The organism is Corallococcus sp. CA054B (assembly GCF_003611625.1).
GTDB classification, from domain to species: Bacteria; Myxococcota; Myxococcia; order Myxococcales; family Myxococcaceae; genus Corallococcus; species Corallococcus coralloides.
This window is the reverse complement of sequence record NZ_RAVY01000017.1, coordinates 1-24,194: the sequence shown is the minus strand read 5'-3', so window position 1 is coordinate 24,194 and position 24,194 is coordinate 1. Positions and strand designations below refer to the sequence as shown.

Below are 24,194 nucleotides of genomic sequence, written 5' to 3'. Positions count from 1 at the left end.
ATGACGGACGGAGCCGCCCCTCGCACGGGTGTTGAGTTGTGGGAAGGGCAGGACGCCCGCGGCTCAAGAAGTGAACACGTTCCGCACGTAGCCATCCACCTTCTGCTTGATGGACGCGTACCCCTTCGGCGCGTCCTCCGTGGGAATCTCTCCGGTCTCCGCCAGGCTCTTGAAGCGGCGCAGCGTCTTCGTCACCTGCATGGCGGGGATGCCGCGCATCCGCTGCGCCAGCGCCTCGGCCAGCGCGCCGCCCGGGGGCAGGAAGGCCAGGTGCAACGTCACCACCGTTACCCCGTTCGCGGGATCGGGCCGGAAGCGCACCCAGCCGCGCGTCTTCATGGGGCTGTTCTCCGTGGACTCCCAGCTGTGGAACTCCGGCGGGCGTTCCTCCGCGAGGTGTGAGTCCCAGCTCACGTCGCGCCCCAGCGGGCCATGGATCCGCCAGTGCCGACCGCCGTCGGCCGTGGGCGTGACCTCCGCGAAGTGCTCCACCAGGCGGCTCAGCGTGGAGGGGTCACGCCACAGGCGGTAGAGCTCATCCATCGGGCGTTCCACCGTGATGGTGCGCTCCACTTCGATGAGCTGTCCGTGCCGAGCTTCCTCGCCTGTCAATGCGCGGCGGGCCGACCGGGCGACCTCGAAGAGCGCACGCCGCTGGGATTGCAGGCCTCGGTAGAGCAGGGCGCCGCCGGCCAGGGCCACCGCCGTGCCCCCGAGCGAGCGGCGCTTCAGCCCCACGGACATCATCGTTCCCGCGACCACCGCGGTGCCGGTCAGCTTCCATTGCGCCGAGCGGAGCTCCTCCCGGGCCTCGGTTGTCTGGGTACGGACTTCCTGCAGGGCTGTTGTTCGTGAACTCGCCATGATTCCTCCTGACCTGACGCGCAGGAGGGTGATGCACGGGCGTCAGGCACTTCCCGCGAAACTTTGGGCCGGAATGCGCTGGGACAACCGTGCCTGGAGCCAGGGCGGAGGAATCGGCGCTCCGGCGGTCCTCAGTGAAGGGGTGAGGCGACCGGCGTGTGGATGTGTTCAGGGCGGACGCCCAGGCCTATCAGGCGAGCGGGGATGCGGCGCAGCGCGGGGATGCGCTTCACCAGCTGGAGGCTCAAGGGCAGCCGGCCGTTGCTGAAAGCGTGCTTCCGGAGCGCGGGGTCCACGACGCGGTTCTGGATGAGCACCTGCGCTCGCTGGGTGAGGCGGGTGGGGAACTCGCGGCGCTGCTGGACGCGGCGCAGGTCCTCGGTTGTGACATGGCGGGCGAGCAGGGGGCCCGCGAGCAGGTTGGCGGTGGCCACGGCATCCTGCACCGCCAGGTTGATGCCCACGCCGCCCACGGGCGACATCGCGTGCGCCGCGTCGCCAATGCACAGCAGGCCGGGTTGATACCAGGTGCGCAGCCGATCCACGCGCACGGTCAGTAGCTTCACGTCGTCCCAGCTTCGGATTTCACCGGCGCGGTCGGCGAGGAACGGCGCCTGCTTCACGAGCTCGGCCCGGAAGGACTCCAGGCCGCGCGCCTGGACGGACGCGATGCCGCCCTTGGGGATGACCCGGCCGCACTGCCACTGGTCGCCCCGGTTGATGAGGAGGAAGAGGGCTCCGCGCTCGAAGTGGCCCAGGGGCGGGCTGGGATCGTCCGGCCTGCGCGTCACGCGGAACCAGAGCACGTCCATGGGGGCGCCCAGGTTCTGGACCTCCAGGCCGGACTGCTGACGCAGCGTGGACTTCCTGCCGTCCGCCGCCACCACGAGCGACGCGCGCACCTCCAGCGGGCCCTCGGGTGTCCGTGCGCGGACCCCGACGACCTGGCCCTGGTCGCGCACGAGGTCCGTCACCTCCGTGCGGCGCAGCAGCTGGAAGGTCGGATACATGGTGGCCTTGCGCGCGATGAAGTCGAGCAGGTCCCACTGGGGCATGAAGGCCAGGTAGCGCGCGTGCGTGGGGAGGTGGCGGAAGTCCCCCACGGTGACTTCGTGCTCGCCGACCTGGAAGCGCAGGTCGAGGAGCTTGGAGTGGGGCAGGGCGAGCAGTTCATCCAGCCAGCCCAGCTCGTGCATCAGCTCCAGCGTGGACGGGTGGAGCGTGTCGCCCCGGAAGTCGCGGAGGAAGTCCGCGTGCTTCTCCAGCACCTTCACCTCCACGCCGGCCCGGGCCAGGAGCAATCCCAGCATCATTCCCGCCGGTCCACCGCCCGCGATGCAGCACTGTGTGGTGAGCGTGGGCTCGGCCATGGTGGAGCCTCCTCGGACGAAGGATCCATCCCGCCAGGAGGCGCGGCACCTGGAGCCCTGGCCGATGCGGCGTGCGGTGTCCGACGCATCCAGAGCCTTGGCGTCCGGGTCAAGGCGTCGCGCGCCCGCCGATTTCGGGGAAGCGCTCGTAGGCCCGCTTGAGCGCTTCCAGATGGGCGGGGTCGTCCAGGTCGAGGGGCGCCTCCGTCAGCTGCACGATCCACCCGCCCGTCGCCGTGCGCCGCGACCGTGAGAGCAAGTCGGTGTCGCGTGCAGGATCCGGGAACCCGATGGCCCGTGCGGCAGCCTCCGACCAGTAGTTCAGCCAGCCGAGGTAGTAGGGAATCTCGGGTGAACGGATGTGCTCGAAGAGCTTCAGGGCCGGCAGCCCCCGGCGAGGGGACGGGGGGCCTCCCCGGGTGGGGGCTGTCTGATACGCGATGTCCAAGGCAGCTCCGTCTGGCGTTGCTTGTCCCCAGAACGCTCGGGCGCCCTCCGACACGGCTTCAAGCACATTCGTCGCTGTGGAGATTACAGCCACGTCCAGGGGCAGCTTCGCGTGGATCTGGAATTGCGGCTCGCCGCCAGGGCTCGCAGACACGGAACGGTTGTGCCCGGAAATCATCACGGGAAAACGCTCATCTCCGTTGCATATGAACGGGAACTCGCCACGCGTTGCCTCCTGGGCCAACCACGCGTCGCGCTGTGGCACGACAGCGAGCTGTCGCTTCTCCGTCACTCTCCACTCCAGGCGCAATCCGGGCATCACGCGTTCGAGACCGTGGACAGTCGCGAGCGTGCGGTTGTCGTCGCCCACAAGCGCAGGCGCATAGATGTTGAGAATGAGGGGGCCTTGAGCGGTCATCTTTTGCACCCCGTGACAACCACCTTGAAGGTGGAGTCCTGCCTGAGCAGTGCGAGCTTATGTGCTTCAGAACTCACGCCAACGAAGAATTCATATCCGCAGGCCCGTGCGATGTCACGCTCCTTGGTTAATTGTTTGATTTCGTCTTCGATTTCGTGGTCCTGAATGAAGGTACTGTATGACTCAAACTGGTGGGTCTTGATTTCCCAGAGCACCTACGCGCCGACTTGCAGCGCATCGAAGCGCACCCCGCCCACGCTCACGTCCATTCCGGGGTAGCGGTTGGGTGGGAACCAGTCGGCGCACTCGTTATGTGGCCTGTCTTTGGATGCGCGCGGCACTGGAACAGGCTCACAGCTGGCGCGCCGTGTCCGGTCCACGGGCACGGGTGGCACCGGGGGCTGCCTGCCCTGGCCGGCTGGCTCCGGTTCCAGCTTGGGCTTCGGCTTCTCTACAGCATCTCGGGACGCAACCTTCGTTCCTCGTGAGGTCCCTGCTTCCTCCGGGTAGAGGTGGCGGAACTCATATGCATCCAGGGCCTCCTGGATGGCGACACCGACCACCACCACGCCCAGGATAATCACGGCTCCCACGGCGATCTCAGGAGCCGCCAGCACGCAGAATCCGAGTCCAATGGTCGCGGCGCCAGTGGACGCGACCGCGCACCTTCCCGTGGTGTCGTGGAACTCGACCCGGTCATGGTCGAGCGTCCGGTAACACCTCTCCACCAGCTCGGGCCACGGCTGGGACGCTTCGCGAACGACGCACCGCCCGCCGTCCATCCAAGGCAGTGCCGCCGCTCGCTGGAGGTTCGCAACCCGTTGGCTGCGGCGTGCGGGTGCTTTCGTGATGGGCTCTGTCGCGGCACAGCCCGAAAGGAACAGCAGGATTGCGATGCACGCGCGCAAACGCATGGCCACGGCCTCTTCTCGAAGGCAAGGATCTGCGGAGCCGGAAATGGCCCGGTCTGGAGTATGCCAGCCTTCGCGGTGGAGCGAAGTCGCGTCCGGCGGACGCGGCAATCCCTGACACGTACGGGTCAAGGTGCCGCGCGCCCGCCGATTTCAGGGAAGCGCTCATAGGTCCGCTTGAGCGCTTCCAGATGGGCGGGGTCGTCCAGGTCGAGGGGCGCCTCCGTCAGCTGCACGATCCACCCGCCCGTCGCCGTGCGCCGCGATCGTGAGAGCAACTCGGTGTCGCGAGCAGGATCCGGGAACCCGATGGCCCGTGCGGCAGCCTCCGACCAGTAGTTCAGCCAGCCGAGGTAATAGGGGATCTCCGGCGAACGGATGTGCTGGATGAGCTTCAGGGGCGGCAGCCCACGGCGTGGGGATGGCGGCCCCTCCAGCGTGGGCGCAATCTGATACGCGATGTCCAAGGCAGCTCCGTCCGGCGTCGCATGCCCCCAGAACGCGCGCGCACCCTCGGCAATGCGCTCCAGCAGCTCTGCCGCTGCCGTGATGACGGCCGCGTCTAGCGGCAGCTTTGCATGAACATCCAGCAAGGGCTGCCCGCCTGGCGCCTGACTCGCTGGAGTTGTCAATCCGCTCAGCATCACCGGGAAACCCTCATTGCCATTGCATACGAATGGGAACTTTCCCTGGGCCGCAGCCTTGGCAAGCCATTCGTCGCGCTGTGGCAAGAGGGCAAGTTGTCGCTTCTCAGTCACTTCCCAATCCAGGCGCAAACCGGGCAACGCTCGTTCCATGCCATGGACTGCTGCGAGTGTGCGGTCATCTCCACCCATGAGCGAAGGGGCGTAGACGGCAAGAACGAGTCGTTTTGTAGTGGTCATCGTTTGCATCCCGTGACGACGATCTTGAGCGAGGAATCAAGAGCGGACAGCGCGTCTTTGTGTGCTTGGGTGCTCACACCAACAACGAAGTCGTATCCACAGGCTTGCGCCACCCGGCGCTCATTGCGCAGTTGCTCAATCTCCTTCTCGACCTCCTGGTTTTGAACGAATTCGTTGTATGTATCAAAGCGATGGGTCTTGATCTCCCACAACACGCGTATGCCGACTTGAAGCGCATCGAAGCGTATCCCGCCAACGAGCACGTCCATCCCCGGATAGCGGTTCGGCGGGAACTTGTCGGCGCATTCATTGTGCGCGTCGTCCTCGCCCGCATGGGGAACCGGTACAGGCTCACAGCTGGCGCGCCGCGTCCGGTCCACGGGAACAGGGGGCGCTGGGGGCTGCCTGCCCTGGCCGGCTGGCTCCGGTTCCAGCTTGGGCTTCGGCTTCTCTACAGCATCTCGGGACGCAGTTTTCGTTCCTCGTGAGGTCCCTGCTTCCTCGGGATAGAGGTGGCGGAACTCATATGCATCCAGTGCCTCCTGGATGGCGACACCGACCACCACCACGCCCAGGACAATCACGGCTCCCACGGCGATTTCAGGAGCCGCCAGCACGCAGAACCCGATCCCCATGGCAGCGGCGCCAGTGGACGCGACCGTGCACCTTCCCGTGGTGTCGTGGAACTCGACCCGGTCATGGTCGAGCGTCCGGTAACACCTCTCCACCAGCTCGGGCCACGGCTGGGACGCTTCGCGAACGACGCACCGCCCGCCGTCCATCCAAGGCAGTGCCGCTGCTCGCTGGAGGTTCGCAATCCGTTGGGCGCGGGCCGTGGGCTCTTTCGCGATGGGCCCTGTCGAAGCACAGCCCGAAAGGAACAGCAGGATTGCGATGCACGCGCGCAAACGCATGGCCACGGCCTCTACTCGAAGGCAAGGCGTCCTACCGCCCCACGAAGTCCAGCAGCACAGCGTAGTGCGTGCCGGCCGCGGCGACGACCATGACGTGGAACACCTCGTGGTAGCCGAAGACGTGGGGGATGGGATCCGGCCAACGGCGCGCGTATACCACCGCGCCCACGGCGTAGAGCACGGCTCCGAAGAAGAGCCAGCCCACGCGGTCCTGGCCCATCACCCCAGGCAGGTTCCAGAACACCGGGGCCGCCACGCAGCCCAGCGCCACGTAGAGCCCCGAGCGCAGGCTCCTCGACGCGGAGATTCCCGCGAGCGTCAACGTGGCTCCCGTCAGCGCCGCGCCCCACATCACCCAGAGCAGCCTCTGACTCAGGCCCCCCATGGGGTCCAGCGTCGCCAGCGGCGTGAAGCTCCCCGCGATGAGGATGAAGATGGCCGCGTGGTCGAACCGGCGGATCCGCTGGTACGTCGCCGCGCTCCAGGTGGGCCAGTGATAGCCGCCGCTCACGCCGAACATCAGCACCAGGCTGCAACCGAACACCAGGTTCGCCGCGTACTGCACGCCGTGCACCGGCAGCTGCGCCAGCCGCACGCAGCCCACCAGCGCCGCCACGAACGCGATGACGTGGGACAGGCCGCGCAACCGGGGCTTCACACTCTCTTCCATGGCGGTGCTCGTACTTCCGGCACGTCATGGCTTCGTCAGCGCTCGCGCGCCTTCGCGCCCCGGACGTCGCGTTCTCCACGCAACGCCCCGGACGAGTGTCGCCAGGACGTCAGCTCGCGGCCCCGGACGGCACCCGGCACGCGGCGTGGCCCAGGATGACGTCCCCGTCGACGGTGCTCGTCGGCGTGGGCGTCCAGCCGGCGCGCAGCCGCGCGTCCAGCAGCTCATCCGCGGTAGGGCAGTGGTCCCACACGGAGACCGAAGTCACGCCGCCCAGTCAGGTGGTGTCGAAGACGAGGTAGCGCTCCTCTTCCCAGGGCAGCACCACGTCGTGGGTGAACTCGTCCTGGACCACCACCGCCGTCACGTCGCGCGGCGGCTTGCTCGCGAAGCCCCAGCGGACCACGTCCTGGAGCAGCGTGAGCGGCGCGAGCTGCCGCTCCAGGGCAGCTCGCCGCTCGGGGGACAGCCCGGAGTGGTCGGTCAGGGGCACCATGTCCCGGAGTGTAGCCCCATCCGGGCCCCAAGCTTCACGCCGCCGCGGGCTTCTGCTGGTCGTCCAGCGTGCCGGAGCGCAGCGCCTTGCTCGCGGCCCCCGACATGACCTCCGCCAGCGTCTGCACGGAGTGCGTGACGGTGCGCGTCTCCTCCACGGCCTGGAGCGTGCGCTGCATCTGGCCGGACAGCTCCTGGATGGCCTGGGCAATCTGGTGCGTGCCCGAGTCCTGCTGGGCCACCGCCTGGGTGATCTGCCGCACGCTGCCCGTGGTGTCGCCGATGATGCTCGTCAGCTTCTGCAGCTGCGCGCCGGAGTTGCGGACCGCGTCCAGGCTCACCTGCACGCGCGCTTCTCCCTGTCCGCTCATCTGCGCGGCCTCGCGCATGCTCATGCTCACGCCGTCGAGCACGTCGCGGATCCGCTCGGTGGCGCGGATGGACTGGTCCGCCAGCCGGCGCATCTCCTTGGCCACCACGCCAAAGCCCTTGCCGCTGTCGCCGTTGCGCACCGCTTCAATGGCGGCGTTGATGGCCAGCATGTTGGACTGGTCCGCCAGCGTCTTCACGTCGTCGACGATGCTGGACACCTCGCGGGTGCGCTCGTCGAGCGCGAGGATGCGCGCGGCCATCCCCGACACCTCCGTGCGGATGGCGGCCAGGTCCGTCAGCGTGCGCTCCAGGGCGGCGCCGCCCTCGCGCCCCACGGCCTCCGCGCTCTCCGCGGACGCCGCCAGCACGCGCGCCTTGTCCGCCGTCAGGTGCGAGCCCTGGCGGATCTCCTCCACCGTCGCCTCCAGCTCGCGCAGCGCGGCGGCCTGGCGGCTGATGCCCACGGTCTGCTCCTCACTGGAGGTGTGCAGCTGCTGCACGACGGCGGCGAGCTCGTCCGCGCCGCGGCCCATGCCCTCGGCCAGCAGGCGCACGTCCTTGCGGCGCGCGTCCAGCTGGTGCGTGTACTCCGCCAGCGAGCGCACCACCTCCGCGGAGCGCCGCGCCACGATGGCCACGAGCGACAGCGTGAGCGCGAAGAAGCCCCAGTGCACCTGGCTGTCGGTGGCCTCCATCACGCCCAGCATCGGCAGGGTGCTGAGCAGCAGCACGATGGTGAGGACTCCCAGGCCCGCGACGAAGATGCGCGCGTCCTTGTTGCCCTTGAACGCCTCCACCACCGCGACCCCCACGCACACCAGCAGTCCGGGCAGCGAATAGAGGATGAAGGCGGACAGCAGCCGCCACGCGGAGCCCAGGTCCACCACCACGATGATCGCCTGGAGGATGGCCGGCACGGTGACGACCGCCGCGCCCCGGCGGAACCAGCGCAGCTTGTCCGTGCCCACGGTATCGGAGATGAACCACGCCAGGGCAGGCAGGATGGCGTACGAGCCCAGCAGCGTGAGGACACTGCCGGTGGCCGCCTTGCCCCAGAGCGCCGGGAACAGGCCGCTGGAGCCGAGCAGCAGCGCGCCCGAGCCCGCGGAGAACACGGTCAGGGCAGCGAGCATCCGCCACTGGCGCCGCAGGATCGCGGCGAACAGCGACACCGCGCCAATGCCGACCAGCAGCGCCCCCATGACGAAGGGCGCCAGGCCCACGCGCGTCACCTCCGCGAGCAGCGCCTGGTGCGAGCCCACCTTCGCGTCGCGCGTGACGCCGATGGCGGGCCCATGGGCCTGGATGCGCAGGAGCACGCGATGGCCCAGCGACGCGGGCGGCACGGGCACCAGGTGCCAGACCATGTTCTCCATGAGCTCCTGGCCGTCGGGGGTCAGCGTCCCGCTGGAGTAGACGCGCTGGCCGTTGGCGTAGACCTCGAAGGCGTTGGCGACGTTGCCTAGGAAGAGGGCGGGCTCCAGCCACGGGCCCTGGGGCACGGGGATGCTCAGCCAGAGGAAGGTGTTCGTCCCCCGGCCCGGCGGCTCCTGGAGCGCGGTCACGGCCTGCCAGCCCGCCGCGTCCTCCGGCTCCGTCGCCCACGTGGGAACGCCGTCAGGCCCCAGCGGTGAGTCGCCCCAGCGATAGCGCCACCCGTCGAGCGCGGGCTGGGCCGCCGTCGTCCCAGTGGCCTCCGCTCGCGCCGCGGGCACGAACGCGAGGAGCATCAGCAGCGCGGACCCCAAGGCCGCGAGCCGCGATGCGAGGGCCTTCCGGGAGCCGCGGAAGGAGATGGGTCGGTGGAGCAAGTCGATAGCGAAGACGCGGGAGCGACACATTCGTGACACATGCTCCAGCGCCAGGGGGTCCAAAGTAAAATGGGTCCCTGATGCCTCGCCCGCCGTGCCTCCGGCCATCGTGGTTCACGCACCGTCCTCGGCCCTCGCGAACATGCCTGGATAGAAACGTAAAACATGGAATTGTTCTCAAGCTCGCCGCGCCGCCGGTTCTGTCGCAAGCCCCTACCCTGAGGGTTCAGCGCTCCTCTGGGCGCGCCATGAGGCAAGCCCCGGTGGCGCATGCACCCTGGAGGGGGCCGGGCCAGCGAGGGCCCGGCACGGCGCCGCCCGCGACTGTGCGCGGAGTGAAAAAAGCAGGCCGCCTGGACGGGGGTCCCATGCGTGTTTTCAGCACAGGGGCGAGCCTCTCAGCGCGGTTCGAGGACGCCCGGGTGCAGCCGGGCGATCAGCTCCTGCTGCTTCGCCGACAGCCTTCCGTTGAAGCGGGCCACGTAGGACTCCACCAGCGGGCGCGCGTCGGTGAGGAAGGGCAGGTCGCTGGTCACCATGTGGCGGATGACGAGCATGGGCATGGGGCTCTTCAACGGCCGGAAGTCCGGGTTCCACAGGCCGGGGTTCGCGGGCGGCGCGCCGTGGAACTGGCCCACCATCAACCCGTCCGCCACGAAGGCGGGCTTGAGCCGCTCCTGCGGTCCGTCGATGAGGCGCGCGTAGTCCTCCGGCCGCAGATCCGGGAAGAGGAGGAGGATGGACTTGTACTGCGCATCCCGCCCCTCGCGCGGCTCCAGCTGGAGGAACCAGTCGCGGTAGCGGAGCACCATCGCGTCGATGTCGCCGGGCGTGAGGTCCGCGCCGCGGCGGACGGTGGGGAGGAACAGCGACAGGTCCAGGGAGCGGGGCACGAAGGGACACACCAGCCCCGGCCGTCCCAGCTCGGGATGCGGCGCGGAGAGGTACGTGCGGGCCCAGTGCACCGCCTGCCGGGCCACGTGCAGGTCGGTGCCGGGCGGGGCGTCTTGGTCGCCGGAGAGGTCGGACAGGTCGAACAGCCAGCAGGAAGCGTCGTCGGGGTGAACGCGCATGGAGGAGTCCTCGAAGGGGGCGGTGCCTAGGCGGCCTTCGACAGCTGGAGGTCGGCCTGTTGTTGCAGGGCGTCCTTGTCCAGGATGACGGGGTCGGGAATGGCGTCCGGCAGCGCGTCCTCCACCCGGCGAAGGGGCGCGTAGAGGAAGCCCAGGACGGTCAGCAGCAGCGACAGCACGCCGGTGAGCACCACCAGCAGCGCGATGCCGCGCCCCGGACCTTCGCCCAGCAGCGGCGCGAGCGTGGACGCCACGCGTGGATCCGCGAGCAGCGGCGTGAAGACGCCATCCACCAGCCGGCCCGCGGCGAACGCGCCCAGCGGCATCAGCGAGCGCGCCAGCATCTGGTTCGCCGCCAGCACGCGGCCCTGCAGCTCCAGCCCGACCTTCACCTGCACCAATGACAGCCAGTGCGCGTTGATGAAGGCCGTGCACACGCCGATGCCCAGCATGCCCACCATGGGGAAGCCGAGCGCGGGCCTGAGGCCCATGCCCACCGCGGAGACGCCGAACAGCGCGATGAAGCCAATCATGCCGTCCATGCGCCGCCGGGTGCCGCCCCAGAGGCTCATCACCAGGCTGCCCAGGAGCATGCCGGCGCCGTTCATGGCCATCACCGAGCCCAGCCGCGCCGCCGAGGAGAAGGACAGCACCAGCGGCGTCACCAGCACGTTGGCGACGCTGGCCAGGCAGTTGCCCAGCGCGAAGAACACGGCCAGCGCCAGCAGGCCCTGGCGCTTCTGGAGGTAGCGCCAGCCCTGCGTCACCTCCTGGAGGAAGGGCTCCTCCTGTTTGCGGAAGAGGGCGGAGGGGAAGCGCACCGCCAGCAGCGTCACCAGCGCGACGGCGTAGGTGGCCACGTCCAGCAGCAGGATGCGGTGCAGCCCCAGCGCCAGCATCAGCGCGCCGCCCAGCATCTGCGACAGCATCACGCCCGTTGCGCCGCCCAGCTGCGCGAAGCCGTTCGCGTGGCCGAGGTAGCGCTTGGGCGCGAGCTGGGCCACGGCCGCCGTATACGCGGGCTGCCGGAAGGCGCTCGTCACCGCGCTCACCACGGCCAGGACATACAGGTGCCCCATCTGGAGCGCCCCGGACCACGACAGCGCCGCGGTGACGGCGGCCGTGGCCAGCGTCACCGCGTCGCAGGCGAGCATGATCTTCCGCCGGTCCCACCGGTCCGCGAGCGCCCCCGCGATGGGCAGCGCGAGGATGCCGGGCAAGAGGCCCAGCGTGGACATCAGCGCGAAGCCGGACACCGCGCCCGTGTGCTGATACGCCCAGACGCCCAGCGCGAACGTGGACAGGCCCGTGCCCACCATGGACACGAGCTGTCCCACCGTCACCGTGAGGAACGTGCCCAGGCCCGGCGCGACCGTCCGCCCGGTGGCGAGGGTCTCGGCTCCAGGCGCGGGCCCGACGGCGGCGCCCGTGGGGCCCTGCCTCCAGCGCGCCGCCTGACGCTGGCCCAGCGTGGCCAGCTCCGTCGCCTGATGCTTCTGGAAGAAGTGGCCCGCGTGGGGAATGACCTCCAGCGAGATGGACCGGCTGAAGCGGCCCCACTCCAGGAACTCCTCCTGGTGGAACTCCGTCGCGCGGTCGCGCTCGCCCACCACGCAGACCAGGGGCGTGCGCAGGGGCGGGCCCGTCTCGCCCCGGTAGGCGCGCGTGTAGAAGTCCTCCGCCTCGCGGCCGTCGTGGCGCATGTTGCGCGCCAGGAACTCCAGCTCCGCCGGGTCCTCGCCGCCAGAGGCGCCGCCCGTCACCAGCAGGCCGTCCACGATGGAGCGCGTGGACACCAGTCCGTCCGTGGGCAGCACCTTGCTGATGATGTCGAACAGCGCGCCCGGCAGTCGCGGCATCGGGAACGAGCCGCCCACCATGATGCCCAGCAGCGGTGCCCCGCGGTCCTCCAGGTGCCGCGCCACCGCCACGGCCATCGCCGCGCCCAGGCAGTGGCCATAGAGCAGGATGGGGCCCGTCACGCGCTGGAGGACCTCTTGCGCCACCTGTCGCACCACGGTGTCGAAGGGCTGGAGCGCGTCGTCCCGGCGGGCGTAGTCGTGCCCGGGCAGCTCCACCGCGTAGAGCGCGTCCTTCGCGGCCATCCGCTCCGCGAGGTTGAGATAGGAGATGGCGCTGCCTCCGCCGAAGGGGACGCACACCCAGGTGATGCCGTCCGGCTTCGCGTCCGCCTTCGTCAGCCGGTGGAGCAGGCCCTGCTGCTGCTCGGTGCCTTGCGACAGGTGCTCCGCCAGCTTGCGCACGGTGGGGAAGCGGAACAGGTCCATCACGCTCACGTCGCGGCCCATGCCGCGGACGGCGCGCACCGCCTTGAAGGACTCGCCGCCCAGCTCGAAGAAGTTGTCGTCGATGCCCACCTCGCTCACGCCGAGCACGCCAGCCCAGACGGTCGCGATGTGGGCCTCCAGCTCGTCGCGCGGCGCCACGCGGGGCCCGGCGGACGGCGTGCGCTCCGCGCTGGGGGCGGGCAGGGCGAAGCGGTCCAGCTTGCCGTTGGGGTTGAGGGGCAGCGTGGGGATGACCACGAAGGCGCCAGGCACCATGTAGTCCGGCAGCGCGGCCCGCAGGCCCGTGCGCACGGCCGTGAGGACCGCGTCCGGCGCGGAGGCCTCGGCTTCGGCGAGCACCAGGTACGCCACCAACCGCTTGTCTCCGGGGGTGTCCTCGCGCAGCAGCACCACCGCGTCTCGGACGCCCGCGTGGGCCTGGATGAGCGCTTCGATTTCACCCGTCTCGATGCGGTAGCCGCGGATCTTCACCTGGTGGTCGATGCGGCCCAGGAACGTCACCGTGCCGTCCGCCCCCCACCGCGCCAGGTCTCCCGTGCGGTACAGGCGGCCTCCCGGCGTGTCGCCAAAGGGGTCCGGGATGAAGCGCTCGGCGGTGAGGGCCGGGCGCCCCAGATAGCCTCGCGTGACGCCCGCGCCGCCGACGTGCAGCTCGCCCGGGACGCCGATGGGGACGGGCTGCCCCGCCGCGTCCAGCACGTACACGCGCGTGTTGCCCAGGGGCCTGCCCAGCGGCAGCGACGGACCCCGGTGCGCGGGCGGTGAGGGCGGCGGCACGTAGGTCAGCGTGGCCACGGACGTCTCCGTGGGGCCGTAGTGGTTCTGGAGGATCAGCTCCGGCGCGGCCTCCCGGATGGCGGCGACCAGCTCCCACGGGCACGCCTCGCCCGCGAAGACGAGCCTCGCGCGGGGCAGCAGTTCCGGGAGCGCGCGCAGGGAGCGCAGCGTCTCGAAGTGGCTGGGGACCAGCTTCAGCACGTCGATGGGGTGGTGCTTCAGGTAGTCCGCGAACGCCGCGGGATCCGCCGCGCGGTCATGCGACAGGACATGCAGGCATCCACCCGTCGTGAGCGCGCCCCAGACCATGGTCGTGCCCAGGTCCGCCGCGAAGGTGGAGACGATGGCGAAGTGGCTGGCGGGCGGTGCATCCAGCCGGCGCAGGATGCCGTCCAGGTAGTTGCCGTAGGTGCGGTGCTCCACGGCCACGCCCTTGGGCTTGCCCGTGGAGCCGGAGGTGAAGAGCACGTACATCAGGTGCTCCAGCCCGTGGAGTCGCGCGGGCCGCGTGGCGGGGTGGCGCGCGAGGACGTCCGCGTCACGGTCCAGGCAGACGGCGCTCAGCGAAGGCGAGCCCTGGAGCGGATCCGCGAGGTGCGCCTCGGTGACGACGATGCGCGCGCCCGCGTCCTCAAGCATGAAGCGCACGCGGTCCGCCGGGTACGACGGGTCGACGGGCACGTAGGCCGCGCCCGCCTTCAGGATGCCGAGCACGCCCACCATCGTGTCCAGCGAGCGCTCCAGGTAGAGGCCCACGCGGGACTCGGGCCCCGCGCCCAGGCCGCGCAGGTGGTGCGCCAGCCGCGACGCGCGCGCGTCCAGCTCCCGGTAGGTGTAGCGGCGGCCCTCGAAGGCCACGGCCGGGGCATCCGGCGTGCGGTCCACGTGGGCTTCGAAGCGCTGCACCACGTCCAGCGCGGGCGGGTACTCCGTCCGCGTCGCGTTCCAGTCGCGGACGACGCGGGCGGACTCGTCAGGAGGCAGCAGGGGCAGGGTGGACAGGGGCGCTTCCGGCCGCGCCGCCATGCCCGCGAGCAGCTCGCGCAGGTGGCCCACCATGCGCACGACGGTGTCCCGCTCGAAGAGGTCGGTGTTGTACGTCACGGAGCCGGTGAGGCTCGAGTCCACGTCGTCCACGGACCAGCTCAGGTCGAACTTGGACGTGCGCGTGTCCAGCGGCAGCTCCTCCACGCCCAGGTCCGCGAGCGCGGGCGTGCTCCGCGGGATGTTGTTGACGGAGAGCAGCACCTGGAACAGCGGGCCGTGCGCCAGGTTGCGCTCGGACGTCGTCGCTTCCACCAGCTTCTCGAACGGGAGCGCCTGGTGGTCCGCGACGGCGAGGAACTCCTCGCGCACCTGCTGGAGCAACTCGCGCGTGCTCGCCCTGCCCACGGGCCGCGTGCGCAGGGCCAGCGTGTTGACGAAGCAGCCCACCAGGCCCTCCAGCCCGGAGGCGTCGCGTCCGGCCACGGTCGTGCCCAGGACGAGGTCCTCCTGGCCGGTATAGCGGTGGTACAGGGCGCTCAGGCCGGAGAGCAGGACGACGAACGGGGTGACGCGCTCGCGCTGCGCCAGGGCCCGCACCGCCTGGGACAGCGCGGGCGTGAGGTCGAAGGGCTCGATGGCCCCGTTCGAGGTGCGCACCGATGGACGCGGCCGGTCCGTGGGCAGTTCCAGCAGCGCGGGGGCACCCTGGAGCCGGGCCTGGTAGGCCGCCAGGTGGGACGCGAGGCTGTCGCCGGACATGCTCGCGTTCTGCCAGTGCGCGAAGTCCGCGTACTGGAGGGCCGGCTCCGGCAGCGGCGAGGGCTGCCCCGCGACGAACGCCGCGTAGAGCGCGCCCAGCTCCTTCAGCAGCACGCCCATGGACCAGCCGTCCGCGGCGATGTGGTGCAGCGTGAGCAGCAGCACGTGCTCCGCGTCGCCCACGCGCCACAGGTCCGCGCGCAGCGGCAGGTCGTGCTCCAGCGCGAAGGGACGGCGCGCCCGGGCTTCGACGGCGGCCTGGACCTGTTCGAGGCCGGAGCGCTCCGGTGTCACGTCGTGCCGGGTGAGCGTCACCCGGGACGCGGGATGCGTCACCAGCGCGGGGGCGTCGTCGCGGGTCGCGTAGGTCGTGCTCAGGACCTCATGGCGGCGCGCGACCTCCTGGAGCGCGGCCTCCAGCGCATCCGTGTGGAGGGCTCCAGTGAGGCGCAGCGCGAGCGGGATGTTGTACGCGGCGCTGCCCGCTTCCCACTGACCCAGGAACCACAGCCGCCGTTGCACGGAGGAGATGGGCGGCTCCTCGTTCGGGGGACGGCGTGGAATGACGGGCGTGCTGGCTTCCTTCGCCCGTGCCTTCTTCAGGCGCTTCTCCAGCAAGGCCCTGCGGGCATCCAACGTCGGATTGGGATCGCTCATCGTGATGGCTTCTCGGGGGTGGCGAGGAGGGAGCGGTGCTTCAGGAAGCGCGGGAGGCGCCGGGGGCCAGCGCCTCGGCGACCTCTTCGTCGCTGAGCGCATCGATGTCGGCCATCAGCGCCTGCTCGATGCGCTCGGCGAGCGCGGCGAGGACGGGGGACTCGAAGAGCACCCTCACGGAGAGGGGCACCTCGAAGCGCTCGCGCACGCGGGCCATGACCTGCGCGGCGAGGATGGACTGGCCGCCCAGCCCGAAGAAGTCGTCCTCCACGCCCACGGTGGGCAGGCGCAACACCTCACACCAGAGCTCCACGAGGAGCTCCTCGGTGATGGTGCGGGGCGCGACGGGCGGCGAGGTCCGCGCGCTGGCGTCGTGCGCGGGTACGGGCAGCGCGCGGCGATCCACCTTGCCGTTCGGCGTGCGGGGGAACGCGTCCAGGGGGATGAAGGCGGAGGGCACCATGTGCTCCGGCAGGCGCTCGCGCAGGAATCGAGGGAGCCCGTCCAGGGCCACCGGCGTGCCGGGAGTGCCAAGGACGTAGGCGATGAGCTGCTTGCCGCCCGGGCCCCGCTCATGCACGGCCACCAGGGCCTCATGCACGCCGGGGTGCTGGCGCAGGGTGGCTTCAATCTCGCCCAGCTCGATGCGGAAGCCGCGGAGCTTCACCTGGTCATCCACGCGGACCACGAACATCAGCGAGCCGTCCGGCAGGAAGCGCGCGAGGTCGCCCGTGCGGTACAGCCGCTCGCCGGGCACGCGCGCGAAGGGGTTGGGGATGAAGCGGTCCGCGGTGAGGTCCGCCCGGCCCAGGTAGCCGCGCGCGAGCCCCGCGCCCCCGATGTAGAGCTCTCCCGTGACACCGGGCGGCACGGGCTCCAGCCTCGCGTCGAGCACGTACACCCGGGCATGCGGGATGGGACGGCCGATGGGCGGAGCGCCGCCGCCGGGCTGGCAGCGGGCCATCGTGGTGCAGATGGTCGTCTCCGTGGGGCCGTACGCGTTGATGAAGCGGCGGCCCGGCGCCCAGCGGTCGACGAGCCCGGCGGAGCACGCCTCTCCACCCGCGATGACGGACCTGAGCGCGGGCAGCTCCGTGGCGGGCAGGGTGGCCAGCACCGACGCGGGCAGGACGATGACGGTGACGGACTCGTCGCGCAGCAGCGCGGCCAGCTCCGCGCCGCCCACCACGTCCGCGGGGCGCAGGAGCAGGGTCGCGCCCACCGCGAGCGTCATGAACACGTCCGACACGGAGACGTCGAACCCGAACGACACGAACTGCAGCACGGTGCTGTCCGGGAAGATGCCGAAGCCGTCAATCTTCGCCAGCACCAGGTTGTAGAAGGCCCGGTGCTCCACCTCCACGCCCTTGGGCCGTCCCGTGGAGCCCGAGGTGTAGATGACGTACGCGAGGTGCTCCGGCCCCACGCCGCTGTCGTGAGGCGTCGTCGGCTGTCGCGCCAGCGCCTGCGCGTCGCGCACCACGTCCACCACCGCTGGCGCCGGGCTCCCCCTGGAGCCGAGGCCCGTCGACAGGGCGTCCGCACGAGCGCCCAACCCGGAGCCGGAGACGACGACGCGCATGCGCGAGTCGGTCATCATGAACGTGAGCCGGTCATCGGGATGGGCGGGATCCAACGGGACGTAGACGCCGCCCGCCTTCGCGATGCCGAGCACCGCGCAGACCAGCTCCGGGCTGCGCTCCATCAACAGCCCGACGCGCACCTCCGGCCCCACGCCCAGGCTCCGCAGGTGGGCGGCGACCTGGTTCGCGCGGGCATCCAGCTCACCGTAGGTCCAGGACACGCCACCGGACCGCATGGCGACCTTCCCGGGCTCACGGCGCGCCTGGGCCTCGAAGAGGGCGTGGCTACAACCCGAGGGCGGCGGATGGACGGTCTCGTTCCAGGCCTCCAGCATGCGCTGGCGCTCCTGCGGGGAGAGCATGGGCAGCGTGTCGAAGGGGGCATCCGGCCTGGCGATGGCCGCGCCCAGGAGCGCCGTGAAGTGCTCCAGCATCCGCGCGGCGGTCCCTGCCGCGAACAGGTCGGTGTTGTATTCGAGCGAGAGGGTGGGGCCCTCCGGAGGGAAGTCGACCACGAGCGTGAGGTCGAAGCGGGCCTTGTCGGTGTGCACCTCTCCGCCCGACGCGACGGTCAGCCCGGGCTGGAGCGTGGCCGGAGCGACGCGGTCCTGCACCACCAGCATCACCTGGAACAGCGGCGCATGGGACAGCTCACGCCGCGCCCCGAAGACCCCCAGGACGTCGTTGAAGGGCAGCGCGCCGTGCGCGTAGCCATCGAGCGCCACCTTGCGCACGCGCGCGAGCAGCTCGCGGAACGACGGAGTGCCCTGGAGGTCCACCCGCAGCGCGAGCGTGTTGACGAAGAAGCCCATCAGCCCACGGGCCTCGGAGGGGGGCCGGGATTCGAAAGGCGTTCCCACCACCACGTCCCGCTGGCCGGAGTATCGCGACAGCCACGCGCAGAACGCCGCCAGCAGGGCCATGAACGGCGTGGCCTGCGCGCGCCGTCCCAGCGCCTCCAGGTCCGCGAGCAGGCCCCGGGGCACGTCGCGGGTCAGCGTGGCGCCACGGAACGTCTGGGCGGGCGGACGCGGGTGATCCATGGGGAGCGTCAGCACCGGCAGCTCGCCGCCCAGGTGCTCCGTCCAATACGACAGCAGCCGTTCACGCGTGGCGCCCTGGAGCTGCTCGCGCTCCCAGGCGGCGACGTCGCGCGCCTGGACGGGAAGGGCCGGCAGCGGCGACGCGAGCCCTCGCGCGAAGGCGGGATAGAGCACCTCCAGTTCACGGAGCAGCAGGTCCACGGAGGCGCCGTCGAAGACCGCATGGTGCGCGGTCAGCAGCAGCTGCGCGCGGCGGGCGTCCCACCGCAGCAGCAGGCCCCGCAGGAGTGGCGGCTGGCGCAGGTCGAAGGGTTGGAGCGCCTGCGCCTGCTCACGCGTGTGCGCGGTGGCCGCGGCATCCGCGACCCCGTCCAGGTCCACCACCGTCAGAGGAAAGGGGCCAGGGGCGACGACGTGCAGTCGGGGTTGACCGTCACGGGAGACGAAGCCCGTCCGCAGCACCTCGTGGCGGCGCAGCACCTCGGTGAGGGCACGCTCCAGCACGGCGACGTCGAGCGGCCCGTGGAAGTGCAGCCGCACGGACGTGTTGTAGAGCGCGGCGTCGTCCACGAACTGGTCGATGATCCACAGCCGCTCCTGCGCGAACGACAGCGGGCCGTCCGAGTCCGGAGCACGGAGGACGGGAGGCGGCGACGACGCGGGTTCGGCGTCCAGCCAGCGGGCCAGTCCCGCTAGCGTCCCTGCCTCCAGCACGGCGCGCGGCGGCACGTCCCGGCCCAGCTGGCGGTGAAGCTCCGTCGCCAGCCGGGCGGCGAGCAGCGAGTGCCCGCCCAGGTCCATGAAGTGCTCGTCCCGGCCAATGGCTTCCAGCCGCAGCACCTGCCGCCACACGGGGAGCAGCCGCGCTTCAGTGGGCGTGAGGCCGGCGTCGGAGGAAACAGGCCGCGGCGCGGCTTCTGGGACGGGGAGGGCGGCGCGGTCCACCTTGCCGGTGGCCGTGAGTGGCAGGGACTCCAGGAACACGAACGCGGAGGGGACCCACGGCTCGGGCAGCGTCGCGCGCAGGCCCTGGCGCAGCGTCGCGGGCGTGACGGCTGCGCGGGCGACGACGTAGGCGACCAGCCGGCGCTCCGTGCCTGGGTCCTCACGCACGAGGCTCACGCTCGCGCGCACCTCCGGCAGCCGGGCCAGGGCGGTGTCAATCTCCTCCAGCTCAATGCGGAACCCGCGCAGTTTGACCTGGTGATCCGCGCGGCCCAGGAACTCCAGCGCGCCGTCATCACGCAGCCGGGCCAGGTCGCCCGAGTGGTACATCCGCGCTCCCGGCACACCGCTGAACGGATCCGGCAGGAACTGGCGCGCCGTGTGGGCAGGGTCGCCCCAGTAGCCGCGCGCCAGCGTCGCCCCACCGATGAAGAGGGCCCCCGGCTCTCCGGGCGCCACCGGCCGCAGCGCCATGTCGAGCAGGTGGATGGACACGCCATCCAGGGGCCTGCCGATGGACGGCAGGGTGGAGCCCTCCGGGAGCACCCGCTCGCGCGTCACGAAGACGGCGGTCTCCGTGGGGCCGTAGCAGTTGAAGAACGCGAAGGGCGCGGACGCATGGGGACGGACGCGCAGGGACTCGCCGCCGGTGAGCAGCGCGCGCAGGGCCGGAGCGGCGGGCCAGGGCAGCGAGGCGAGCTGTTCCCCCAGCGCGGTGGTGAGGAAGCAGACGTGGATGGCCCGCTGCACCAGCCACTGCTGGAGGCGCTCCGGCACCAGCCGCACGGTGTCGTCCGCGACGTGGAGGCTGGCGCCCGCGGACAGCGCGGGCCACACCTCCAGCACGGAGGCATCGAACGCAGGGGAAGCATGGAACGACACGCGGTCATCCGACGTCAGCGCGAACTCGCGCACGAACGCCTCCGCGAAGTGCCGCACCGCCCCGTGGGTGACGGCCACGCCCTTGGGGCGCCCCGTCGTCCCGGACGTATAGATGAGGTACGCGAGCCGCTCCGGCGTGAGTGCCCCGCGCGGCGCCGCACGGCCCCGGTCGCCCACGGGCAGCAGCGCCACCGAACGGTCGACGGTGACGGTGCGCCGCTCTCCCTGACCCGGCAGTGACGCCTGCCGCGAGTCGAGCACGAGCACCCGGACGCCCGCGTCCTCCAGCACGTCCGAGAGCCGCGCCGCCGGCCACGTGCCCTCCAACGGAACGTAGACGGCGCCCGCCTTGAGCGTGCCCACGAGCGCGACGAGCAGCTCGGAACCGCGCCGCGCGCACACGCCCACCCGGTCCTCCGGCCCCACGCCCAGCGCCTGGAGCTGGGCTGCCAGGGCCTCCGCTCTCGCCTCCAGCTCGCCATACGTCAGCCGCTCGTCATCCCCGGCCAATGCCAGGCTTTCAGGCGCCGCGAGGGCCCGGGCCGATACCCGGTCCGTGAGCCACGGCAATTCCTCCCGCACTGCGGACGCAACGGGGCCCACGTCCGGTGGGGCCGGGAATGCGACTTTGTCTTGTTTTGACACAGGGCTGTCTCTTGTCAGGAACTGCCGGAAAGCCTTGGCGAATCAGCGATTGGCGTCTGGCTGGGGTGTCGGCGCTCGGACAACATGCAGGATGTTACAGGATCGCCTTTGGGTCCCAACAGGATGTGCTGAGTCTGACATTCTCCCGGGTTGGAATCCTCCCGGGTGCCGCCCATGACACGGGAAGCCGTTAGGGCATTGCCCTGATGCTCTGGAGTCGGGGCCCGCGTCGGCTGGCGGACGGGTGATTGTCTTTGAAATCCAATGCATTGACTTGCATGGGCGAAACCTCTACTTCGCACCGGCCCGGCCCTGGCGCCGGGTCTCGTGGGGGGTTCCAAACATGGTCCAGCAGTCGGCTCCCGTCGTCAGCACGGTCGAAGGACAGCTCCAAGGCGTCGTCGAGGAAGGGGTGTATGCCTTCAAGGGCATTCCCTACGCCCAGCCTCCCGTGGGCGCGCTGCGGTGGCGTCCTCCCGCTCCGGTCGTGCCCTGGAAGCACGTCCGGCAGGCGTCCACGTTCGGCAAGTCCTCGCTCCAATCTCGCGACGGCTGCATCGCGGGCGGTGGCGGCGATCCGTACCCGATGGGCGAGGATTGTCTCTACCTCAACGTCTGGACGCCGCGCGTGGACCCCCAGGCGAAGCTGCCCGTCATCGTGTGGATCCACGGCGGCGCGTATGTGATTGGCGCCAGCGGCCTGCCCCCGTACGACGGCGTGCCCATGGCGTCCCGGGACGCCATCCTCGTCACGCTCAACTACCGCCTGGGTCACCTGGGCTTCCTGGCCCACCCGGCGCTCCAGAATGAGCCGGGCGGCGGCGCGGCCAACTTCGGCCTGCTGGACCAGGTCGCCGCGCTCCAGTGGGTGAACCGCAACATCGCGAAGTTCGGCGGGGATGCGGGCAACGTCACCCTCATCGGCCAGTCCGCGGGCGCCAAGAGCGTGCTGTCCCTCTTCTGCATGGAGTCCGCGAAGCCGCTGTTCCACCGGGGCGTCGCGATGAGCGTGTACGGCCTGGACGAGATGCCGCTGGACAAGGCGATGCTCAAGGGCGAGGCGCTGATCCGCGACATGGGCGTGCCGGACGCGGACGCGACCCCGGAGCGCATGCGCCAGCTGTCCGCGGAGTCCTTCTGGCAGCAGTCGCCGGACCACTCGCTGGCGCCGGTGGCCGTGTGCGGCGACACGGTGCTGCCCCAGTCCATCCTGTCCACCTTCAAGGCGCAGCAGCAGGCGCGCGTGCCGCTCATCCTGGGCAGCACCAGCGACGACGTGAGCGTGATGACCGCCATGGGCCGCGACCCCATGGAGATCCTCCAGGCGCTGCGCGACAACAACGTGCCCATCGGCCTGCTCTACCCGGGCGTGTCACCGGACGAGGAGCTGGCGCGGCAGGTGTGCCGCGACATCGTCTTCACGCTCATCCCCCGGCAGGTCGCGGACCTGCACAACAAGGTTTCCGACGCGTGGCGCTTCTACTTCGAGTACACCGCCACCGAGCTGCGCCCGGAGTACCCCGACGGCGTCCCGCACGGCTCGGACGTGCCGTACTTCCTGGACACGGTGGCCCGCTGCCCGCCCACCCGGGACGTGCTCACGGACGAGGACCGCGCGTACTCGCGCCAGGTGAGCGGCTGGATGCTCCAGTTCGCCCGCACGGGGGTGCCCGCGTCCGCGACGGAGTGGCCGAAGCACCAGCCGGGTGAGGACCGCACCCTGCGCATGCAGCAGCCGCCGAAGGTGGAGCACAACTTCATGCAGCTGCGCCTCAACGCCTTCCTGCTCGCGAGCGCCATCATCAACAGCTCGGACAGCCGCGCGGGGGGGAAGTCCGGCGCGCAGCGCAACGTCCGCCACACGGGGGCCACGCCCCAGAAGAAGTCCCGGCCCGAAGGCATGACGTAGCCTCTGGATGGAAGAGGGCCCGGGCGCGAGCGTTCGCGGCCGGGCCCTGATTCTTCGCGCGGGACTTCAGCTGCTGAAGAGCACCAGCACGAAGGTGCTCGACTGGGGCAGCTGGAACACGGTGCCCTGGCGCAGCGAGCCCTTGAAGAAGGGCGCCGCGTCGTAGGCGGTGGCGCCCTTCAGGGACTCCCGGGTGGCCTCCGGCAGCCACCCGCCGTCTTCCAGCTTCACCGTCAGCCGCGTGGGCTTCAGCTCGGCCTGGAGCGCCTGGGCGTCCGCCGCCGGGTACTCCAGCACCGCGAGGAACTGCGTGTCCGTGGGGCCCAGCCCGCCGGGGATGCCGCGCGGAGACGTGCGCCACTGCACCGCCTGGGGGCGGCGCGGCAGCGTCACGGTCTTCTCCAGCGTCTCCAGGTCCGTTCCCGTCTTCGCCGCAGGCGCGGCCGTCTGTGTCGTCATGGATGCACTCCCCCCTGAGGGCTTGTCGCAGGCCAGCGAAACACACCCCGCGAGCAGGGTGGTAGCCAGCGTGCGCCTAACGGCCACCGATGGGACGCGACGTCGCATTCTCGGGGCTCCCCTGGTCCCACGTCACGTGCCGCTGGAGCGTGCCGTAGTTGGTGTACTGGTGCCCCAGGCCCGTGCGCTCCAGCCGGCCGTTGTCCGCGTCCGGCGTGCCGGTGTTGATGTCCGCCTGGCCCGGGTTGAAGTTGTAGCGGTCCTCCGCGTGGAGCGTCATGTCCATCTCGAAGCGGGGCTTTCCGCCCGGCGTCTCCGGCGGGTAGACCGTCACGGTCGCGCTGTTCCAGATGGAGTGGCCGCCAATCGCCTTCTGCCAGTTCTCCGTCTCCGGGTAGGGGAACTGCTCGCTGGAGCCCACGCCAATCTGCGAGCCGGTGATCTGGAACGTCACCGGCTTGCCCGCGAGCGACGGGTCCCGGGCGATCATCTGGTTGTAGGTCGCCTCCGCCGCCTGCTGCGTGTCGCGCGTGGAGTTGGTGAGCACCGCCTGGCCGGCGGGGTCCGTGCTGACGAACCGCTCGTAGTCGAAGTGCCGGTCCGCCCCGTTGCCGTGCAGGAAGTGGTCGTACGTGTCCAGGCCATCCGGGATGTCGTTGTGCGGCACGCCCGGCACGCCCTGGATGGCGCGCGCGGCGTTGAGCTTCAGCTCCCACTCGGCCCGCGCCGCGTAGTCACCCAGGCCCGGGCTCTCCGTGGGGATGGGCTTCGGGTCGTTGGGATCGTTGGGGTTCTGCAGGAAGCCGTTGTCGTGGTGGATGTCCGGACGCCGGGGAGGACCCACCTGGTAGTCCGCCACCGTGGCGCCGTTCGTCTGCACCGCCGTGCCGGACGTGCCCACCGGGGTGGGCGTGGCCGCGGGCGCGGGAGTTCCCAGCGCGGGGCCTCCGCGACGGGCGGCCGGAGCGGACTCGAAGGTGTCGGAAGGACGCCGCGCGACCGGCGGGGCC

15 protein-coding genes and 1 pseudogene are annotated in these 24,194 nt (G+C 70.7%); 1 reads left to right on the top strand and 15 read right to left on the bottom strand.

The genetic code is table 11. The features are described 5' to 3' along the window. Positions 1-63: 63 nt before the first annotated feature. From D7V80_RS06705 to D7V80_RS06650, 13 genes and pseudogenes are all read right to left on the bottom strand, one after another. Entirely contained in the window at positions 64-864 is an 801-nt protein-coding gene (locus D7V80_RS06705; protein WP_120587369.1) for an SRPBCC family protein, read from the bottom strand. A gap of 131 nt (positions 865-995) precedes the next feature. Then, entirely contained in the window at positions 996-2,234 is a 1,239-nt protein-coding gene (locus D7V80_RS06700) for an FAD-dependent oxidoreductase (protein ID WP_120587368.1), read from the bottom strand. Between the two features lie 109 nt (positions 2,235-2,343). Next, positions 2,344-3,099 carry a DUF5953 family protein gene (locus tag D7V80_RS06695; RefSeq protein WP_120587367.1) on the bottom strand — a complete coding sequence of 252 codons (756 nt, stop codon included), beginning with the start codon at positions 3,097-3,099 and terminating at the stop codon, positions 2,344-2,346. Next, a pseudogene (locus D7V80_RS06690) lies at positions 3,096-3,881 on the bottom strand (DUF6310 domain-containing protein). Before D7V80_RS06690 ends, D7V80_RS06695 begins: the two are co-directional and overlap by 4 nt. Before the next feature lie 257 nt (positions 3,882-4,138). Continuing rightward, positions 4,139-4,894, bottom strand: a complete 756-nt coding sequence (locus D7V80_RS06685) for a DUF5953 family protein (RefSeq protein ID WP_120587366.1) — start codon at positions 4,892-4,894, stop codon at positions 4,139-4,141. Next, positions 4,891-5,808 (bottom strand): DUF6310 domain-containing protein, encoded by a 918-nt coding sequence (locus D7V80_RS06680; RefSeq protein WP_120587365.1) that lies wholly within the window; start codon positions 5,806-5,808, stop codon positions 4,891-4,893. Before D7V80_RS06680 ends, D7V80_RS06685 begins: the two co-directional genes overlap by 4 nt. Before the next feature lie 31 nt (positions 5,809-5,839). Beyond that, entirely contained in the window at positions 5,840-6,478 is a 639-nt protein-coding gene (locus tag D7V80_RS06675; protein WP_120587364.1) for a hemolysin III family protein, read from the bottom strand. A gap of 109 nt (positions 6,479-6,587) precedes the next feature. Next, positions 6,588-6,746, bottom strand: a complete 159-nt coding sequence (locus D7V80_RS41670) for a hypothetical protein (RefSeq protein ID WP_158616560.1) — start codon at positions 6,744-6,746, stop codon at positions 6,588-6,590. A 9-nt stretch (positions 6,747-6,755) separates the two neighbouring features. Beyond that, on the bottom strand, positions 6,756-6,974 hold the full coding sequence (locus tag D7V80_RS06670) for a hypothetical protein (protein WP_120587363.1): 219 nt from the start codon (positions 6,972-6,974) through the stop codon (positions 6,756-6,758). A gap of 34 nt (positions 6,975-7,008) precedes the next feature. After that, on the bottom strand, positions 7,009-9,186 hold the full coding sequence (locus tag D7V80_RS06665; RefSeq protein WP_120587362.1) for a methyl-accepting chemotaxis protein: 2,178 nt from the start codon (positions 9,184-9,186) through the stop codon (positions 7,009-7,011). 368 nt (positions 9,187-9,554) lie between these two features. Beyond that, positions 9,555-10,229 carry a DUF6875 domain-containing protein gene (locus D7V80_RS06660; protein ID WP_120587361.1) on the bottom strand — a complete coding sequence of 225 codons (675 nt, stop codon included), beginning with the start codon at positions 10,227-10,229 and terminating at the stop codon, positions 9,555-9,557. 26 nt (positions 10,230-10,255) lie between these two features. Then, positions 10,256-15,718 carry a non-ribosomal peptide synthetase/MFS transporter gene (locus tag D7V80_RS06655; RefSeq protein WP_158616559.1) on the bottom strand — a complete coding sequence of 1,821 codons (5,463 nt, stop codon included), beginning with the start codon at positions 15,716-15,718 and terminating at the stop codon, positions 10,256-10,258. A 40-nt stretch (positions 15,719-15,758) separates the two neighbouring features. Continuing rightward, on the bottom strand, positions 15,759-20,741 hold the full coding sequence (locus tag D7V80_RS06650; RefSeq protein ID WP_147447001.1) for a non-ribosomal peptide synthetase: 4,983 nt from the start codon (positions 20,739-20,741) through the stop codon (positions 15,759-15,761). 418 nt (positions 20,742-21,159) lie between these two features. On the opposite strand from D7V80_RS06650, the gene D7V80_RS06645 reads away from it, so the two are divergent. Beyond that, positions 21,160-22,725 (top strand): carboxylesterase/lipase family protein, encoded by a 1,566-nt coding sequence (locus D7V80_RS06645; RefSeq protein ID WP_120587358.1) that lies wholly within the window; start codon positions 21,160-21,162, stop codon positions 22,723-22,725. A gap of 66 nt (positions 22,726-22,791) precedes the next feature. Here the strand turns inward: D7V80_RS06645 and D7V80_RS06640 are convergent, their stop codons facing one another. Next, the gene (locus D7V80_RS06640; protein ID WP_120587357.1) at positions 22,792-23,184 is read right to left on the bottom strand and encodes a hypothetical protein; all 393 of its coding nucleotides are present in this window, start codon (positions 23,182-23,184) and stop codon (positions 22,792-22,794) included. 76 nt (positions 23,185-23,260) lie between these two features. Then, the coding region (locus D7V80_RS06635; RefSeq protein ID WP_120587356.1) for a hypothetical protein at positions 23,261-24,194 on the bottom strand (934 nt) is incomplete at its 5' end.